The following is a 563-nucleotide window of genomic DNA, read 5'->3' as shown; positions in this document are numbered from 1 at the left end:
GTGTTCCAGATGTGGGTGCGAGGGCATCCCGCGGGATACTGTGACCCGGCGGCTGGGCCATGAACCCTTCGGTTGGCGGCCCACGATATTGCTGGTGAGGCTCCGACGTTACCGCTGCACCGGGTGCGGTTATGTGTGGCGGCAGGAGACCTCGAAGGCTGCTGAACCAAGAGCGAAGCTTTCCCGCCGTGGACTGCGCTGGGCATTGGAAGGCATCGTCTGTCAGCATCTGACGGTGGCCCGGGTTGCCGAGGGCCTGGGCGTGTCGTGGAATACCGCGAACAACGCCGTTCTGGCCGAGGTCATTGGTGTTGATGAGCATGTTTGGCGGCACACCCGCCGCGGGGACAAGTACGTCACCGTCATCATCGATCTGACACCGATCCGTGACGGCACGGGCCCTTCCCGGCTGCTGGACATGGTCGAGGGCCGCTCAAAGCAGGTCTTCGCCACGTGGCTGAACGAACGCCCTGAAGCGTGGCGGGAAGGGGTGGAAGTCGTGGCCATGGACGGATTCTCCGGCTTCAAAAGCGCCGCTGCCGAAGAGCTTCCCGAGGCTGTTC

General features: G+C 63.9%; 1 protein-coding gene. It reads left to right on the top strand.

Going from position 1 to position 563, the window contains the following annotated elements:
* Nucleotides 1-563 (top strand): transposase (locus tag AC0I8G_RS25845; RefSeq protein ID WP_471732501.1); only part of this gene is annotated, 563 nt, incomplete at both ends.

This window comes from Kineococcus sp. AC630, assembly GCF_979255925.1.
This window is presented reverse-complemented; position numbering and strand designations above follow the sequence as displayed.